This window comes from Mycobacterium xenopi (assembly GCF_009936235.1).
Lineage (GTDB): Bacteria > Actinomycetota > Actinomycetes > Mycobacteriales > Mycobacteriaceae > Mycobacterium > Mycobacterium xenopi.
Genome location: NZ_AP022314.1, coordinates 830,119 through 843,422, shown reverse-complemented (window position 1 = coordinate 843,422; position 13,304 = coordinate 830,119). Strand labels below are relative to the sequence as shown.

Annotated in this window: 12 protein-coding genes and 2 pseudogenes; 9 read left to right on the top strand and 5 right to left on the bottom strand. The window is 63.4% G+C overall.

Annotated elements, in window-relative coordinates:
* Positions 1–537 precede the first annotated feature (537 nt).
* Positions 538–1,167, top strand: a complete 630-nt coding sequence (locus tag MYXE_RS03780; RefSeq protein ID WP_232061719.1) for a TetR/AcrR family transcriptional regulator — start codon at positions 538–540, stop codon at positions 1,165–1,167.
* A 74-nt stretch (positions 1,168–1,241) separates the two neighbouring features.
* Here MYXE_RS03780 and MYXE_RS03775 read toward each other — a convergent pair.
* Positions 1,242–2,487 (bottom strand): annotated as a pseudogene (locus tag MYXE_RS03775) (IS256 family transposase).
* Between the two features lie 403 nt (positions 2,488–2,890).
* Between MYXE_RS03775 and MYXE_RS03770 the strand changes: the two are divergent.
* The gene (locus tag MYXE_RS03770) at positions 2,891–3,361 is read left to right on the top strand and encodes a lipoprotein LpqH (RefSeq protein ID WP_112650053.1); all 471 of its coding nucleotides are present in this window, start codon (positions 2,891–2,893) and stop codon (positions 3,359–3,361) included.
* Positions 3,362–4,125: 764 nt separating this feature from the next.
* Positions 4,126–4,809: a CAP domain-containing protein gene (locus MYXE_RS03765; protein WP_085193381.1), complete on the top strand. Its 684-nt coding sequence runs from the start codon at positions 4,126–4,128 to the stop codon at positions 4,807–4,809.
* 115 nt (positions 4,810–4,924) lie between these two features.
* Here the strand turns inward: MYXE_RS03765 and MYXE_RS03760 are convergent, their stop codons facing one another.
* The 3 genes from MYXE_RS03760 to MYXE_RS03750 all read right to left on the bottom strand — a co-directional run bounded on the left by MYXE_RS03760 (position 4,925) and on the right by MYXE_RS03750 (position 7,778).
* Complete coding sequence (locus MYXE_RS03760) at positions 4,925–6,109, bottom strand: cytochrome P450 (RefSeq protein ID WP_085193360.1); 1,185 nt, start codon at positions 6,107–6,109, stop codon at positions 4,925–4,927.
* A gap of 493 nt (positions 6,110–6,602) precedes the next feature.
* Complete coding sequence (locus tag MYXE_RS03755) at positions 6,603–7,049, bottom strand: DUF732 domain-containing protein (protein ID WP_085193362.1); 447 nt, start codon at positions 7,047–7,049, stop codon at positions 6,603–6,605.
* 318 nt (positions 7,050–7,367) lie between these two features.
* Positions 7,368–7,778 carry an amidohydrolase family protein gene (locus MYXE_RS03750; protein WP_332102219.1) on the bottom strand — a complete coding sequence of 137 codons (411 nt, stop codon included), beginning with the start codon at positions 7,776–7,778 and terminating at the stop codon, positions 7,368–7,370.
* A gap of 230 nt (positions 7,779–8,008) precedes the next feature.
* Between MYXE_RS03750 and MYXE_RS03745 the strand changes: the two genes are divergently transcribed.
* Genes MYXE_RS03745 through MYXE_RS03735 form a run of 3 tightly spaced genes read left to right on the top strand, consistent with a single transcriptional unit; the run spans position 8,009 to position 9,853 of the window.
* Entirely contained in the window at positions 8,009–9,199 is a 1,191-nt protein-coding gene (locus tag MYXE_RS03745; RefSeq protein WP_085193364.1) for a thiolase family protein, read from the top strand.
* A gap of 1 nt (position 9,200) precedes the next feature.
* Complete coding sequence (locus tag MYXE_RS03740; protein WP_085193367.1) at positions 9,201–9,614, top strand: Zn-ribbon domain-containing OB-fold protein; 414 nt, start codon at positions 9,201–9,203, stop codon at positions 9,612–9,614.
* Positions 9,615–9,655: 41 nt separating this feature from the next.
* Positions 9,656–9,853, top strand: coding sequence for a ferredoxin (locus MYXE_RS03735; RefSeq protein ID WP_085193369.1), 198 nt, complete (start codon positions 9,656–9,658; stop codon positions 9,851–9,853).
* Positions 9,854–10,151: 298 nt separating this feature from the next.
* Here the strand turns inward: MYXE_RS03735 and MYXE_RS03730 are convergent, their stop codons facing one another.
* On the bottom strand, positions 10,152–10,595 hold the full coding sequence (locus MYXE_RS03730) for a hypothetical protein (RefSeq protein ID WP_085193372.1): 444 nt from the start codon (positions 10,593–10,595) through the stop codon (positions 10,152–10,154).
* Between the two features lie 254 nt (positions 10,596–10,849).
* On the opposite strand from MYXE_RS03730, the pseudogene MYXE_RS03725 reads away from it, so the two are divergent.
* The 3 genes and pseudogenes from MYXE_RS03725 to MYXE_RS03715 form a co-directional block, all read left to right on the top strand.
* Positions 10,850–11,530: pseudogene (locus MYXE_RS03725) on the top strand (IS256 family transposase); the annotation flags it as partial.
* A 133-nt stretch (positions 11,531–11,663) separates the two neighbouring features.
* On the top strand, positions 11,664–12,692 hold the full coding sequence (locus tag MYXE_RS03720) for a tyrosine-type recombinase/integrase (RefSeq protein WP_085193374.1): 1,029 nt from the start codon (positions 11,664–11,666) through the stop codon (positions 12,690–12,692).
* 25 nt (positions 12,693–12,717) lie between these two features.
* The gene (locus tag MYXE_RS03715; RefSeq protein WP_085193376.1) at positions 12,718–13,041 is read left to right on the top strand and encodes a helix-turn-helix domain-containing protein; all 324 of its coding nucleotides are present in this window, start codon (positions 12,718–12,720) and stop codon (positions 13,039–13,041) included.
* The last annotated feature ends 263 nt before the right edge of the window (positions 13,042–13,304 follow it).

Below are 13,304 nucleotides of genomic sequence, written 5' to 3'. Positions count from 1 at the left end.
ATTGGCGTCGGGCAAGCGGCGACGACACTGTTGGTCCCGCCAATGCCGACAGCCAGGGCATCTGAACGCTGCCGGCGTCTTCTTCGGCTCGATCGGGCAATTATCCTCACTGATGACTATTCAGCGCGCCGACGTGAGCTTAGGGTGACAGGGTCGAGGCCCGAAGTTGTCATAAATCGGTCGTGCTCGATGCCGCGGCAGGCAAAACATCTATCTATATATCGGATTGAATCATTTGTATGTTTAAGCTCAGGAGGCCCGGCGTAAGGCGGCCGCCGGGCGCCGAATGTAGGCAGTTCTGATTGCGGCCCGATGGTTGCTGCCCCGTTAGCTCCGGTTGCTCGATATAGCGATCGGTTGTGTGTGCGCCGTCCCGCTGCGTGCCGGTTGCGTGCTCGGGGTCAAACCGAGCGCCGCGATCACGTTCTACCCTTCGCTACCGCAAGCAAGATCGTCAGGCCAGCCGATCAGCGGCTTACCCGCGGTGTCGGGATTGCTTGTATCACCCCTACGCAACGAAGGCCCTAGTGTGCTCTTGTGAACGCTCAGCGCGAGCAACGCCGTATGGGTTCTTGCGGCGCCGCCTCGCGCTCGGATGAGGACGAGGCGCGCGACCGGTTATTGGCTGCAGCCGACGCGTGCTACGCCGAGAAAGGCCCCGTACGCACCCGGATGAGTGACATCGCCCGACGTGCGGGAGTGCACCGATCGACGGTGTACTACTACTTCCCGAATAAGGACGCACTGCTCGCGGCCTCCTTTGTGCGAGTACTCGCCGCCACCCTGGAAGCCGTCGAGCAGTGCTGGCAGACCGACGAACCATTCCTAGATCAGCTCGTCGCGGCAAGCCTGCGCGGCAACGAGATAGCCCGCCGCTCACCGATAATGCAGTCACTGATCGAAGACCACCAAGCCCTCGGCGCTGCCTACCAAGCCGCTGAGGGCTCCGAGGTGTGGCGGGCCAAACTTGCCGAGGCGCTGGTGCAGCGCCTTGAGGCTGCCGCCGCTGCCGACGAGGTTCGCCGAGACCTTCCGGCTGACACGTTGGCCCGCTGGATCGTGCGGATCAATTTCAGCCTCATCGCCGAACCGGCCAGGCCCGAGGACGGGGGCGAAGACGGCGTACTGCGTAATCTGCTGGTCGCCTCCCTGAGACCGCGGTATTAGGGTTACGGTAGGAGGCCAAGCCCAGTGACGTGGTGTAAGAGTTCGTTCGATCGCGTGACCCTTCGGGTGGCAGTCTAGGCGGTCAGGGCTGGGGTGGTGTTGGTTTGCTGTCCGGCGGGCTCGTCGGTGCTGGTCAGTGCTGTGCGGGCGCGGGTGAGCACGTCAAGGCCCAGGTAGCGTCGTCCTTCGATCCATTCGTCGTGTTGTTCGGCCAGCACGGCACCGACGAGGCGGATGATCGAGGCCCGGTCGGGGAAGATGCCCACGACGTCGGTCCTGCGCCTGATTTCTTTGTTGAGCCGTTCCTGGGGATTGTTGCTCCAGATTTGGCGCCAGATCTGTTTGGGAAAAGCGGTGAACGCCAACAGATCCGGGCGGGCTGCGTCGAGGTGTTCGGCCACTTTGGGGAGCTTGTCCGACAATGCGTCGAGGACTCGATCGTATTGGGCAACAACCGATTCGGCGTCGGGCTGGTCGAAGACCGAGTGCAGCAGAGTGCGCACCCACGGCCAGGAGGACTTCGGGGTGGCCGCCATCAGGTTGTTCGCGTAATGGGTGCGGCAGCGCTGCCAGGCCGCTCCGGGCAAGGTGGCCCCGATCGCGGCCACCAGCCCGGGGTGGGCGTCGCTGGTGACCAGCGCCACCCCGGACAGGCCGCGGGCGACCAGGTCGCGGAAGAACGCCAGCCAGCCTGCCCCGTCCTCGGCGGAGCTGACCTGCACACCCAGGATCTCGCGGTAGCCCTCGGCGTTGACGCCGGTGGCAATCAGGGTGTGCACGCCCACGACGCGGCCGTTCTCGCGGACTTTGAGCACCAGGGCATCAGCGGCGACGAACGTGTACGGGCGGCGTCAAGCGGGCGGGTGCGAAACGCCTCAACCTGCTCATCGAGTTCTTTGGCCATGATCGACACCTGCGACTTGGAAAGCCTCGTCACACCCAGTGTTTCAACGAGGCGTTCCATCCGCCGGGTGGACACTCCCAGCAGATAGCAGGTGGCCACCACGCTGGTCAGGGCACGCTCGGCGCGTTTGCGTCGCTCCAATAGCCAGTCCGGGAAATAGCTGCCCTGACGCAGCTTGGGAATGGCCACATCGATGGTGCCGGCGCGGGTGTCGAAATCACGATGCCGGTAGCCGTTGCGGCTGTTGGACCGCTCATCGCTGCGCTGGCGGTAGCGGCCCCGCAGATGGCGTCGGCTTCCGCGCCCATCAAGGCGTGGATGAACACCGACAGCAGCCCTCGCAGCAAGTCCGGGCTGGCCTCGGCGAGTTGGTCGGCCAACAGCTGCTCGGCGTCGATAAGGTGTGGTGAGGTCATCGCGTTGCTCTCCTTCGGTCGACTTTGCTGATCGTTCGAAGGATCACGCGATGACCGCCCTCTACCGCGCTACGACACGCCCACCGGCCCTACCGGCTCATACACCACGCCCCTGGACGCAACTCGGTAGGAACCGGCCGCGCGGCCATGTCACCTACGGCCTATTGCCGTCGTACCGGGCTAATCGCATGCACACGCGGTGCCTGCGTTGTACGAACCGGTCGCTGGCCTGCAGGATCCGTGTGAGTGGCGAACACATTCGCGGGCAATCGATCCGGCGCTCGATGGTGGAGCATCGTGTTAACAACTGCTTCGACGGCGCTGGCCGCTTCGCGGTTTGAGCCATTCCACACCGGTTGAGCCGAGCGGCGGCTACATTCCACTCACGGGAGGTGTGGCAGACATGGCTAGACAGATCTTGGGCGAGCTCGTCGGGGACCGGTTGCTGGTGCTCAATGCGTCGATAATTTTCCTGGTCGCGGCGGGTGTTGGCGCTTGCTCATCGTCGCCCTCCTCGCTTCCACCGGGGGCGTTGCCCGCCGGAACGGCGAAGGTGACGATCAACGATCGAGCTCTACCCGAAACGACCGCGGTGAAGTGCACGGCAATCGGGCCGTTGACGAGAATCGTCACAGGCGACCGGGCAGCCGGGATTACGGCATTGGTATCCAACCAAACTCGGCTGGCGGCCAAGTCCGTCACCATCACAGATCTCGGCGGCTTTACGGGCAGCTATACAGAAGGGCTCAGCGGCAACGCCGATACCAGTATGAAAGATCAGACGTATGTAATCCGCGGTACGGCAGCTGGGTTCGACACCGCCAAGCCCAACCTCAGGACAACCGCGAGCTTCGCCCTGCGGGTCGCATGCTAGCCGCAGCCCTAGAGTAGAGGCCCACTGCGGTTGGCTCGTCTGGCGGTTGGTGTAGTTGGCGACGCGGTGCCCAGCCGCCAGAGACGGCGAGGCCACAGTCCGTGGACATTCGGTTCGGGGGTAGCTGCGAGCATCGTTCGAAGCCCTTTGAGCGTTGGGCGGTAATGCGTGTCGGCAGCAGGTTCGGCCGCCGTTGCACCGCCCGCCAATTGCGACGTTCTACAAGCTGTCGGTGCCATACCGACTCTTTCCCCCGGCTGACCAGCGAAAGCGTAATATGTCTATCTCATTTGCACCGTCAAAAGTTGGGATCTACGATGCCCACAGTGTCGGGCTTGCGCTTGAACCGGAGGCACCCCGGATGACATCGAAGATCACACCGCCACGGGGTGCGTTGTGGGTGTGGGGGCGGTCGCAATCACGACTGGACTGGCCGACAATCAGCGACGCCACCAGCGTGTCCCTTCCGCTGGCGGGCAAAGCCGGTCAACCAGTCAAATGGATGTCGCCGGGACGCGCCGCGGGACTCGCCGTGTCGCCGACGACCGGTGCTGCAGCAATCACCGCAGCATGCGCGGGAGAGGAAGGCCAGCGGGATCAAAGCCCTGGGCGAGCAGCGTTGGCAGACCTGCGCCAGGTGCGCAGCGCTTCGAGACCCCCACTCTGGCCATGCGATCACCGTTACCAAGGCGGTGGTTGGCGGCAGCGAGGGCGACGCCCGTTATCGCCCACCGCCTTTGGCGGCTGACAACGAGGAGAATGACATGCAGTATCGGCCGCTGACTCTTCCCGCACTGGTGGTTGCCGCTGCCGGCACCATGCTGGCCACTCCCGCGGCCCACGCGGACGGCGACATCAACACGCTGATACCGAACAACAAACGGTTCAACGACGCTGTCGTTGCCAACGTCTACACCATGCAGCACCAGGCTGGCTGCACCAACGACGTCAGGATCAATCCACAGCTGCAACAGGCCGCGCAGCGGCACACCAGGGATATGCTCAACAACCGAAACGTCGACGGTGACATCGGCTCGGACGGGTCCACCCCGCAAGACCGCGCCAACGCCGCCGGCTTCCACGGTCAAGTGGCCGAAACGGTGGCGATCAACCAGTCCATAGCAATTAGTGGCAACGACTTGATCAACCGGTGGTACTACAACCCCGCGTATAACGCCATCATGTCCAACTGCGCCAACTCTCAAGTCGGGGTGTGGTCGGAAAACAGCCCGGATCGCACTGTCGTGGTGGCCGTATACGGCCAGCCGCAGGGAGCGGCCCCCGGCAACCGGAATGCAGCCGAGCCGCCGCCGGTGACCTCATCGGACAACATCCCGCTCGATCCCGTCCCGGACTACGACGCCAGCGACGAGCTCGAGTTCGGCATCAGCTGGTTGCCCTGGATCCTGCGGGGCGTTTACCCGCCGCCCGGCTATCCACCGGAGTAGGCGAAAGCTTGCTCCTGGCTGTTGACGGTCAAACCGGCTTGTTTGCAACGCACGGCGAGCGGGGTGTGATCGAGGCCGTCGCGCTGATACGGTTCAGCATAACCTCGCGAGGAGGCTAGTTCCAGCGCAGCGGCAGGGAGGTCAACGAGAACGTATTCGCAGGAAACGCGATCTGCGGCGTGTAGCCGGGTTGCACCTCGAATTCCGGTATGCGGGTTAACCATTCATTAATCACGAAGGTGAGCTCCAGTCGCGCTAAATGTGATCCCAGGCAGCGGTGCGGCCCGCCTCCGAAGCCCCAGTGCCGGTGGACCTTGCCATCCATCACCAACTCATTGTTTGAGAACTCGTCGCTGTCGTCACGGTTGATTGCCGCCAAGCACAACATCACCGGAGTGTCCGCTGGGAGCGTGACGCGGCCGATGGTCACCGGTTGGGTGGTTACCCGAGGCACTATCGGCGCGGGGGGCTCCAGCCGCACGATTTCCTCAATGAACACCTTCACCTGCTCGGGATCGCGGCGCAATTCTGCCCGCAGCGCAGGGTTACGGGCGAGCTCGAGCAGTGAGAATCCGATGGCCGCGGTGACGGTATCGAGCCCGGCCAGCACAAATAGATAGCTCAACCCGATGGCTTCAGCGTCGGTGAGTGGCTCCTCGCCGGTGAGAACCTGCGACAAAATATCGGGCCCCGGATTGGCCCGACGCTCGTTGATAGCGTTAGTCAAATAGGTGAACAACTCCACGGCAGGCGTCAGATCGGCGCCTTCAAGACTTGGGCCGTAGTCGGACAGTGCGATGACGGCGTCTTTCCACCGGATCAATTGATCGCGATCGGCCAGCGGCAAGCCATACAGCGTTAAAAACACTCGGGAAGGGTACGGAATGGCGATGTCGTTGATTGCCTCGCACTGACCTTTGGCGGCGATATCGGTGATGATCTCAGCCGCCTGAGCCTGTAGATCCGACATCATCGCGCTCAAGGTGTGCGGGCTGAAAAAGGGCTGCAGGACCTTGCGAAATCGGGTGTGCTCCGGCGGGTCGTAGGAAATGGGGACCAGCGGCATCGGGCTGCCGAGCATGTCGAACGCTTTGCGCGAGGAGAAAATCTGCGGGTTGCGCAGCGCATGCAACACGTCCTCGCGGCGGGTCAGGTAGTAGAAGTGGTGCGTCAGCACCACCGGTCCCAGATCGCGCAGCGCCGCCCATCCAGCACCGCGATCGGTAGCCATCGGCAGGGAGGCCCAGTCCACTTCGGGGACGCCGTCGATGCCAGTTGTAGTCCCGGGCAAGGTTGTCATGCGAGTTATCTCCTGGTCGCTGGGCTTCGATTGGACACGCCCGGTGCCGGCTGATCGCCGTCTGCGGCCACTGCGGCGTCGCCGTTCCAGGTCGGCACCTGTCCGCGGCCGCCATCAAGGACGCCGACAGCTCGGTTTTCCGATCTCGTTATTTGTTTATCTTATTACGTATAGGAGTCCCATGCCGCTGCCCGCAAGGATCCGACGTGCCTCACCTACTTTGAGCGCGTGGCCGGTGGTGGTGCCTCGGCTATTTTGAGCGCGTAGCGCGGAAGGCTTGCCTGATGTGGAGGGCAAGATCGATAGCCTGCAACGCGGCCCGCTGGGGCTACTGGCAGACGGCTGGAATGCTGAAGGATGGCCCGCTGCAATAAGGGCCACAACACGTGCTGGGCACTGTCAACGCCGTTCGTCGCCCAAACCCGCCGAGATGTCCGGGCCGTCTGTTAAACAGCTGGCGGTTGATGCCGATGGTCTTGTGGGTTTGCGCCGATCACTTCCCGGCTATGTCGCCTTGAAGCCCGCTGGTAGGACTTTCAGTTCCCGGGGGTGGCCGGTAGCCAGCCGCGGAGTTCCGCAGCTGCCAGATTTGCTCCGGACAGTATTGGCTCACCGCGTAGGAGACGAGATAATTCGCCGCGTACTCATCGTTGGGAGTCACGTCGTTTTTCACGTCCCCTATCACTTGGGCGAAGCTTTGGCCCGCGCTGACCTTGTCGCAGATCCCGTGGCCGTAACCTATTGCGTCACCGTTGGGAAAGTTGTATTGGCGGCGCACCGTCACGTTGTACAAGTAATCCACGTCGGGCGACGGAACGGCATGCGCCTTCGCGGATATCGTCAATGCGGCTGCACTTATTGCAGCCGCGGCGACGAGGACCAAAGCAGCGGATGAGCCGCCGCGATAGTTGGTGCGAGGGCAGTACCGGCGCGGAGTCATGGTTGTCCTTAACCTCAAGTGACGGGATGAGCTCAGTTTATTCCCCCAGATGTCGCCATTGCCGTTTCCCCAGAAATCTGGCTTGAGGCTTCAGCGTCTTCCGCGTCGGCGAACGCCAACGGCCTTGAACAAGGCCGCCGATCCATGCCACCGGCAGTGCAAACCACCACCAATCCACAGCATCGCGATGATCGCTGGACTCTAGAGCGCAGGGCACCCGGTTACCCGTCGCAGCTTAGCCGACAAACTGGCGTATCGAGCGGCTGACGTCCCAGCATCACCCTACTGCGGCGGAAAGGCTTTGGCGCTTGTCGTCGCTCATCGGCGGGACGTTGAACAGCTCTTCGAAGGTTCCCGTAGCACCTGCTCGGCAAATGCGAGGATCCATGTTGTCGAACAGTGGATGCAGCGTCTCCGAGGTGTGGCCATACGCACCACTTCTAGGTGGGGGTACTCGTAACCCCACACCACGTTGGAGTATCCGGTGTCCTCGCTGATCTGCACCGCACTGACGTCGTGCTGGAAGGAGGCGTAAACCTCTTGGCGCATAATCTCACTGGGCAACCGATTCAGCCTCTGTCGCGCAAACATATCGTGCTGGCGGTAGGCCTCGTCCAACCGGTCACCCAGAGCGGGCACCCAGCCTGCGCCGCCCTCAGCGATCAGCAGCTTCAAACTGGGATGGCGGTGCAGAGCGCCGCCGACCACGAGATGGGACACCACTCGCATGCCGGGATAGCGGTCTCCATGTAGTTGACGATGGCACCGCCCGGCCCCCGGTAAACGACGTTGTTATCCCCGGTGCCGATGCGGTAGGCAAGCCCGGGCTCAGCTGAGCTCTCCTCGGTAGTACTTAGTTTAGGATCCGGCGACCGCCTATTTCGTTATCTGTATAACCGTATACACTGGCGAGTGATCGCCCGGCCTTCCCTTCCGGCGCCAGTACCCATCGGAGGATCATGTCCGCAGCAACCTCACACGCCGTGATCGTGGCCGCAGCTAGGACCGCGATCGGCACGGCCCACAAGGGCACACTGGCCAACATGGCAGCAGCCGAGCTGGCCAAACCCGTGGTCTCCGCGACAATCGAGCGCTCGGGTCTTGCCCCAGAGGACTTCGACGACCTGATTCTGGCCGAAGTAATGCAGGGCGGCGGGGACATCGCTCGCTACGTCGCGGTGGATCTCGGGCTCACCCAGCTGCCCGGGGTGGCGCTCAACCGCCAATGTGCGTCCAGTCTGACCGCGATCGCGGTCGGCGCAGGGCAGATCGCGTCGGGGATGAGCCGCGCCGTGCTCGCCGGTGGCACGGAATCGCTCTCGACGGCCCCGACCGCCCGCAAGCGCAAGCCGTTCACCACCGGCAAGGAGCCCGGCGACTACGCCGACCCCTGGTTCTCCTACTCGCACCCGCCAACATCGGATGCACCGGCTCTCGACATGTCGATCACGGTCGGGCACAACTGCGCCGTACAGTTCGGCATCTCGCGTAGGGCCCAGGACGAGTGGGCTTTACGCAGCCACCAGCGCGCAATCAAGGCGATTGACGCCGGGTCCTTTGCCGATGAGATCGTACCGATCACGGTGCCACAGCCCGATGGCGGAACGAAAACCTTCGCCGAGGACGAGCATCCTCGCCGCGACACGACGATGGAGGTCCTGACCGGGCTCAAAGTGCTACACCCCGAGATCGACGGGTTCACGGTGACAGCCGGAAACTCCTCTGGTCTCAACGACGCCGCGGCCGCGGTGGCGCTCGCCGCGCCCGATACCCATGCAGAGCCGATGGCCCAGGTGCTGTCGTGGGCGTCGGTCGGTGTGCCACCCAGCCAGACGGGGACTGGCCCGATCAAGGCGATTCCCAAGGCACTCCAGTTGGCGGGCCGCAAGATTGAGGACGTAGCCCTGTTTGAGATCAACGAGGCGTTTGCCGCCCAGGCCGTGGCTTGCTCCCGCGAGCTGGGCCTCGATGAGGAGATCGTGAACGTCTATGGCTCGGGCATCAGCCTGGGTCATCCGATCGCTGCAACCGGCGCGCGAATGGTCACCTCCGCCATCTACGAATTGCGCCGCCGCAGTGGTGGACTGGGCGTGTTGTCGATGTGCGCCGGCGGTGGCATGGGTTCGGCGCTTGTCATCGAGGTGGACTGACATGACGCAAATGCTTGCTGAGGGACTGTTTCGGGTCGAGGGAGATCGCGCGGTGTTGCTGGGCTCGCGGCGGCGGGCCAGCGGAGTCGTGAAGTTCCCGGCCGAGCGCGCGGAGCTGTTCGACGATACCGAGGACATCGAGCCGATCGAGTTGTCTACGGCGGGAACGCTATTCACGTTTACGACTCAGGAGTTCCCTCCCCCACTGCCGTACAAGGGAATACGCGCACCTGAACAGTTTCGCCCCTACGTTGTCGGCTACATCGAACTCCCTGAAGGCTTGCTTGTCGAGGCGCTCATTGTCGGCGCCGACGCGCGTGACCTGCAAATCGGTCAACCGATGGTCTCTACCACCACCGTTTTCGAAACAGCCGATGGACAGTCGTTTCTGACGTACGCGTTCACTCCAGCGTAAGAGCGCCTGAGGACCCCAGAAGTATCGCTTGGAGGTAAGGCATGAAGGTTCGGGTTGACAACACCAAGTGCATGGGACATGCGCAGTGCTATGCAGCACATCCCAAGCTGTTCCCGATCGATGAGGCCGGCTATTCGATCCTGCAGCCCCATGAGGTGGAACCCGAAGATGAGCAAGTCATCCGCGAAGGTGTGGCGGCATGCCCCGAGCAAGCGCTGATCCTCGAAGAGGGCAGCTGACACAACGTCCTTCCGGTGACGGCGCTGTGACCCTCGTTGGCACCGCCACAGCGCCACGCCTCGCCGTCGAACGGCTCGACGGCGCCATCGTCATCCTGACCATCACCCGTCCGCACCAATGCAACGCTCTGGACTCCCAAGCGCTGCGCGAACTGCATCGACTGCTGAACTCCCGCACGGCGACCCAGTCGCAAGGGTCCTTGTACTCACCAATGTAGGCAGCCGCACGCTTGCCCGATCAGGCACGTGCGCTCTGAGCGAGAGCTTCGCTAGCCGGTGTCGGCGACGCATTGTCGTCCTAGTAACGCGCGTACCAGCGTCGGAATTTGCCGATCACGCGTTCGTTCGGATTATTGAATGCCGGGTGCGGCAGATGACGCTTGTGTTCCCAAATCACAATGTCGCTATCGAGTTGCTCGAATACCGCCGAGGCGAGCACAGGCATGAATGACTCCGCGGTGGACTCGTCGCAGTGGTCGTCGATGCGAATGTTGACCGTGATGATAAGACTGACTTCGTCATGACCGATCGGCGTCACGTACACCCGCTGCAGGGCATGGATTGGCATGCCTTTCGGCATCATGGTATTTCCCCCGAATCCCGGACCATGAAGAAAGATTCGTCCTTGGAGGGCCACGTCGTCGGCGGGACGAAGGGCGGGATCCACCGCTTCGGGTGCCGACTCGCACAGTAACTCGAACACGTTTCCCTCGGCACGCACTTGGGCTGTCGCTTTTATCATGTGCGTTTGGTGGACGAAGAGGAAATGCGCGAAATCGGCGCCGTTCTAGAGAATTTCCTGAGGGTGGGAGCGCAGGGTGCGCCGCGTCACCTGAGGGGCTGTCCAGTCTTCGCCATCGAACAACCGCGGCATATGCCTGGCTATACTGGAAAACCTGAGTCCGAGTTGGCGGCTGTATAAGTTAAACGGTGTAACTCCTGAGAAAGAAGGAGAGCACTGTGACTGATGTGATGACGGACAGGAAAGCCGCCGAGATGCCCGACGCGCAAGGCGTGGTGCGGCTTGACGACCTTGACGAGCAGCTGGTCGGGCAGCTGGTGGATCGGCCCCGCTCGGAGGGGCTGCGGTTGACCGGGGAGGACGGGCTGCTGGGCCAGCTGACCAAGAGAATCATCGAGTCCGCGGCCCAGGGCGAGCTCGATGATCATCTCGGCTACGCCAAGCACGATCCAGCCGGCCGTGATGGCGGCAACTCCCGCAATGGCGCCCGTACCAAGACGGTGCTGACCGATGTCGGGCCGGTTGAGGTGGCGATGCCGCGGGATCGGGACGGGTCGTTTGAGCCGCAGATCGTGCGCAAGCGCCAGCGTCGCTTGTCGGGGATCGATTCGCTGGTGATCTCGTTGTCGGCCAAGGGATTGACCCGTGGCGAGATCGCCGCGCACCTGGCCGAGGTGTACGGGGCGCAGGTGTCCAAGCAGATGATCTCCACGATCACCGATCGGGTGATCGAGGCCATGAGCAAGTGGTGCAACCGGCCGCTGGACCCGGTTTACCCGGTGGTGTTCATCGACGCGATCAACGTCAAGATCCGCGACGGCAACGTCGCCAACCGGCCGATCTACATCGTGCTGGGTGTCACCGTTGAGGGCACCCGCGATGTGCTGGGGCTGTGGGCCGGCGAGCATGGCGACGGGGAGGGATATGGAACGAGCACAGGTTCGTTTGGCCGGATTCGGGCTGCTGCCTGAGGTTTTCCCGCCGATTGGCGTGTCGCTGATCTTCAAGGTGTGAGCCCGTGAGTTAAGGTACTGCCTCGAAACACCAGGTGTGAGGAAGGTGTGCGGGGTGGGCGACGGGCGGCTGCGGGTGATCACGGGCGTGGTCGCGCCGGTCGTCGAGACGCGGGATCCGCAGCGGTTTCAGGCCGAGTGCGTGGAGGCCTTCGTCGCGTCGTGGACCGCGCGAGGGTTCGCCGAGTCGACGATCGCCAACGACGTTGGGGTGTTGGAGCGGATGCTGGCGGCGCTGGGGCGCCCGGTGTGGGAGGTGACCGCCGACGACGTGGACCGGGTGGTGGGTGAGTTGGCCAGCTCGGGTCGGGCGGTGTCGACGCGGCGCAACTATCTGCAGGTGTTCAAGGGCTTTCACCGGTTCCTTGAGGTCCGCAAGGCGGCCGAGATCGAGGCGGCGTTCGGGGTGCGGCTGGACTGTCCGATCGATGAGTTCAACGCCGCCCGCCACGTTGGCGACGACACGCCCGCTGCGGAGGCGCCGCCGAGGCCGGAGCGGGTAGCCGGGTTCTTCGAGTTCCTCAAGTCTCGGATCGCGACCGCTCGCAAGTACGCGCCGGCCGCCCGGGATTATGCGCTGTTCCGCACGCTGTATCACGCTGGGCTGCGTTCGGAGGAGGTGGTGATGCTGGACCGCTCGGATGTGCATTTCGGGCGCGGCCCGTTCGGCAAGCTGCACGTGCGGTTCGGCAAGGGCGCCAAGGGATCCGGGCCGCGACCGCGCTGGGTGCCGATGCTCGACGGGCTGGATCTGGTGTTGCGCTGGTATCTCGACGATGTGCGCGGCCGGTTCGTGGATAGCCCAGTGTTGCTGTGTGATGAGTTCGGTGGACGGATGGCCGCGGCCACGATCCGCAACCGGTTGCGGCATTTGATGAGCGTGGAAGGACGACCCGACGCTGAGTGGTTCAGCCCGCACGGGATGCGCCGGGCTTGCGCGACCCACAACTATGAGCGTGGCGTGGATCTTGTTGCCATTCAACAGCTTTTAGGTCATTGGACGGTGGCATCGACGATGCGGTACGTGCGCCCGTCGGAAACCTTCATCGAAGACGCCTACAGCGCGCGATCTCGGCGACACTGAGCGAACTGACCGGACAGGGGTGAGCATGCAGATTAGGTGGAAACTTCGGATGGCCGCCGCCCAACGCGAGGTGTGGACCGGCGCCCAGCTGCAACGGCTGCTCGCGGAGAAGGCCGGATTGCAGCTGTCCTCGGCGTCGGTGTCGGCGTTGTTCACCAAACAGCCCAGCCAGATCAAGCTGTCCACTCTCATCGCGTTGTGCACCGCGCTGGAGTGCACGCCTAACGATCTGTTCGATGTCGACACCACTCCGGTCGAACGGCCGGCGCGCCCGGCACCGACAAGGAAGGCGGCGGCCGCCAGTGATTCGTCGACATCGCGCCGGGGCCGATCGATGCCACCGATCTGACCAATGACGCGGCGGAACCGGGGCTGTCGGCGGTGCGGTCGAGGCGTCGCCAAACCCGACCGCGATCTGTGTGCTCGCTGCCACTGGGCAGCTTCACACGCGCCGGTCAAGCACCGTTGCCCGCATTGCGGGGTCGATCGCGTTCTGCGGTCGGACTCTGGCCGTTGCGAAAGGTGCTCACGCGCTTGCCGGATCTGCGGCGCGCCTGTGCTGTTCGTCGACCGGGACCTTTGCAAGGAGTGTCGTCGACGGCAACGCTTGGA

Excerpts from the sequence above, each read along its gene's own strand:
- MYXE_RS03750 (WP_332102219.1), bottom strand. The coding sequence starts at position 7,778 with ATGCGAGTGGTGTCCCATCTCGTGGTCGGCGGCGCTCTGCACCGCCAT.
- MYXE_RS03765 (WP_085193381.1), top strand. The coding sequence starts at position 4,126 with ATGCAGTATCGGCCGCTGACTCTTCCCGCACTGGTGGTTGCCGCTGCC.
- MYXE_RS03755 (WP_085193362.1), bottom strand. The coding sequence starts at position 7,049 with ATGACTCCGCGCCGGTACTGCCCTCGCACCAACTATCGCGGCGGCTCA.
- MYXE_RS03735 (WP_085193369.1), top strand. The coding sequence starts at position 9,656 with ATGAAGGTTCGGGTTGACAACACCAAGTGCATGGGACATGCGCAGTGC.
- MYXE_RS03770 (WP_112650053.1), top strand. The coding sequence starts at position 2,891 with ATGGCTAGACAGATCTTGGGCGAGCTCGTCGGGGACCGGTTGCTGGTG.
- MYXE_RS03745 (WP_085193364.1), top strand. The coding sequence starts at position 8,009 with ATGTCCGCAGCAACCTCACACGCCGTGATCGTGGCCGCAGCTAGGACC.
- MYXE_RS03715 (WP_085193376.1), top strand. The coding sequence starts at position 12,718 with ATGCAGATTAGGTGGAAACTTCGGATGGCCGCCGCCCAACGCGAGGTG.
- MYXE_RS03740 (WP_085193367.1), top strand. The coding sequence starts at position 9,201 with ATGACGCAAATGCTTGCTGAGGGACTGTTTCGGGTCGAGGGAGATCGC.
- MYXE_RS03760 (WP_085193360.1), bottom strand. The coding sequence starts at position 6,109 with ATGACAACCTTGCCCGGGACTACAACTGGCATCGACGGCGTCCCCGAA.
- MYXE_RS03730 (WP_085193372.1), bottom strand. The coding sequence starts at position 10,595 with ATGATAAAAGCGACAGCCCAAGTGCGTGCCGAGGGAAACGTGTTCGAG.